Annotated in this window: 4 protein-coding genes; 1 reads left to right on the top strand and 3 read right to left on the bottom strand. The window is 61.8% G+C overall.

Features of this window, described 5'->3' with window-relative positions:
* Nucleotides 1-68: 68 nt before the first annotated feature.
* Nucleotides 69-1,013: a helix-turn-helix transcriptional regulator gene (locus tag IEW81_RS14395; protein ID WP_188732740.1), complete on the top strand. Its 945-nt coding sequence runs from the start codon at nt 69-71 to the stop codon at nt 1,011-1,013.
* Between the two features lie 111 nt (nt 1,014-1,124).
* On the opposite strand, the gene IEW81_RS14390 is transcribed toward IEW81_RS14395, so the two are convergent.
* The 3 genes from IEW81_RS14390 to IEW81_RS14605 form a co-directional block, all read right to left on the bottom strand.
* Nucleotides 1,125-1,643, bottom strand: a complete 519-nt coding sequence (locus IEW81_RS14390) for an RNA polymerase sigma factor (RefSeq protein ID WP_229671433.1) — start codon at nt 1,641-1,643, stop codon at nt 1,125-1,127.
* Nucleotides 1,640-2,083, bottom strand: coding sequence for a hypothetical protein (locus IEW81_RS14385; protein WP_097062005.1), 444 nt, complete (start codon nt 2,081-2,083; stop codon nt 1,640-1,642). Before IEW81_RS14385 ends, IEW81_RS14390 begins: the two co-directional genes overlap by 4 nt.
* Nucleotides 2,084-2,516: 433 nt before the next feature.
* A partial coding sequence (locus IEW81_RS14605; protein ID WP_229671432.1) for a hypothetical protein occupies nt 2,517-2,704 on the bottom strand: 188 nt, incomplete at its 5' end.

The raw sequence follows: 2,704 nt of genomic DNA, 5'->3' as shown, positions 1-2,704 counted from the left end.
TCAGGTGATTTCAGTCTCCACCAGTAAAGTGCTCACCTTCTGACTACTTTGTTTGCGACAATTAATTCATGCGCGCAGATCGCCTCGTCGCCACACTCCTGCTGATGCAGGCGCGGGGACGCGTCACAGCGAAGGAAGTAGCTGCTGAGTTTGAGACATCCGTCGCCACGGCGAGGCGTGATCTCGAAGCACTGTCAGCTGCGGGAATTCCCGTGTACCCACAGGTCGGCCGTGGCGGTGGGTGGCAACTACTCGGCGGAGCTCGCACCGACCTGAGTGGGCTCACATCGGCTGAGGCGCTTGCGCTTTTCCTCCTGGTCGGGTCAGCCGCGTCCCTAGTCCCAGAGGCCAAGTCGGCGCTCCGCAAGCTTGTGCACGCCCTTCCTGACAGCTTTAGAACGGATGCCGAAGCGGCGGCAGAGGCCGTCGTGCTTGACCCCGCGCGGTGGGGCCGGCCCCACCGCGCACAGCCAACACTCGTGACCGAACTCCAAGCCGCTGTCATACAGCGCCGGAAGGTACGCCTGAGCTACAGGGGTTGGGACCGCGACCCGATCGAAAGACTCTGCGACCCGTGGGGCCTGGTCGAGAAGAACGAGGTGTGGTACCTACTCGGCGGCGTGGATGGCGCCGAGCGAGTATTTCGCATCGAGCGGATCATCTGGGCAGTTGTCACAGAAGATCCCGCCGACCGCCCGGACGACTTCGACCTCGCAGAGGCATGGGATCGCGTAGTACGCGACGTGAACCAGCAGCGCAAGAGCGCATCCACGATCGTGGTCACAAATACCGCGATATTGCCGTTCCTGCGTGAACAGTTCGGTGAGCTGGCAGTGGAGGACACCGCGATCGACGACCATCGAGCCAGGGTCCGAATCAGTGCGCCGGCCGAAATCATGCTCGCACGTGGCCTCGCTGGATGGGGTGAATACATTGACGTTCTCGAGCCGGCATCCGTGCGCTCGGAACTCATGCGCCTCGGCGCCGCGCTCGTGGAGCGCAATGGGCCGTAGGCCCGGGACCCGCACTCACAATGCCCGTTGAGCGGGGGTCCGACGAAAGTGCCCGCGAAGGGTTCCTAGCTGACGCGTCGGTCTGCACGGACCCATATGTGAGTTCGATGCCTAGAGAAGAGTCGGAGCTACATCGGTTGACAAGGCGGAAAGCAGCGCGAGGCGCGCGCGACGGTATCTTCCCCGCACAGTCGCGGCGGGCACACCCTGCAATCGTGCGATTTCGGCGAGGCTGAATCCTTCCCAGTGGGTGAGCGTGACGACCTCTGCGAGGTCCGGGCCCAGTTTGTCGATGCGTTCCCGGATCGCGACGGCTTCCTCGCCGTCAAGCTCGACATCTGTCGCGGAGACAGTCGCTCGGAGCGCGCTGCTGAGTTCGCTGCGTCGTCGCTCGCCCCGGGTGAAATTTCGGAGCAGATTGCGCGCAATCCCGAAACACCACATCCGAGCGTTCTCGTGTTCTGACGGGAGTAGCGCCCGCTTGCGCCAGACAGTCACCATTACCTCGGCGACCAGGCCAGGGGCATCGCTGCCGATTCGCCGTTGGAAGTACCGCAGCAGCTCGGGGCCAATTTCGCCGGCGATGTCGAGGAATCGTTGTTCGTCACCGTCCCGCGCGCGACACCTCACTGGTCGGCCCCGGTGCACTGCTCTTGACTTTGGTAGCCAAGTCCCGTCGACGGGATACCCATCGCCTCGACGTGGTCAGTCACGGCGACTTGGATGGCCTGCTTCACCGCCATGTTGTACTCGACGTCGACGTCGGCGTTGTAGTTGTCCGTGCCATAACCGAATGGCACGGCCGTTCCGTCCTCTGATTGAGCCCAGTTCTCGTCCCTATCGCGCATCGTTGTGATCGTGGCGTCCACATCCGCCACCATCAGCAAGTCCGCCGTGCGCAAGAAGTCTCGGGCCACCTGCTCCGCCCGAGGATCGGCGGCGATGTCGGCAGGTCGATTCGGGTCAGGGCTGTAAATAACCTCACCAATACGCAACTCACAGTGGATGTCGATTTGCAGATGAAATGAGCCTGGCAGGTCAAAGTGAGCCCACGCAATCAACGGGAGCATGCGCCTCCCGAGGTTCGTGACTTTCTCATCTGAAGTGAGCCTAGGCAATTGGTCCCTCTCCTCACTCGTGCACGCTTCCCTGCGGCCGTGCGCCTATCGAGCCCTCTGTCACCTTGATCGAACTAGCAAGCACCGCGCGATAGCACTCCGCGCATCAGGGGTCGAGGTCGGGCTGCTGGCGCCTGAATGGTCGTCTGGGTCTGCTGTTGACTTGTTGACGTGCCCCATGGTTTGAGTCAACTAAACCGACAGCAGACCCGCCCGTGGCGATTGGGTTGCACAGCGCCTCTGTTGGGTCAATCGCTACTACCCTCAGCACCTGACAACGGGTCCAAGTAGTCGCCGCCATAGGAAAGCGTTCAACGTCTGGCCAGAAACGTTTCGCTATAGATGACGCTGCGCACGGCCGGCGCTCATGGTGTCTCACCTGAGTTCAGGCCAAGGCGGCCAACTCTTCCCGCACCCATGAGGACAGCGTGTCAACTGCCACCTCACGCCCAGACAGAACAATGCCGACCGCTTCTTTGTATACGACATCACGCACGGGAAGAGGTGACCCTCTCCCCACCTCCAGCATCGTCAACCCATTCCTGAAATCACGCTTGCTGCCCTTATAAATCA

The sequence above is a fragment of the Salinibacterium xinjiangense genome (genome assembly GCF_014645015.1).
Classification (GTDB): domain Bacteria; phylum Actinomycetota; class Actinomycetes; order Actinomycetales; family Microbacteriaceae; genus Rhodoglobus; species Rhodoglobus xinjiangensis.
This window is presented reverse-complemented; position numbering and strand designations above follow the sequence as displayed.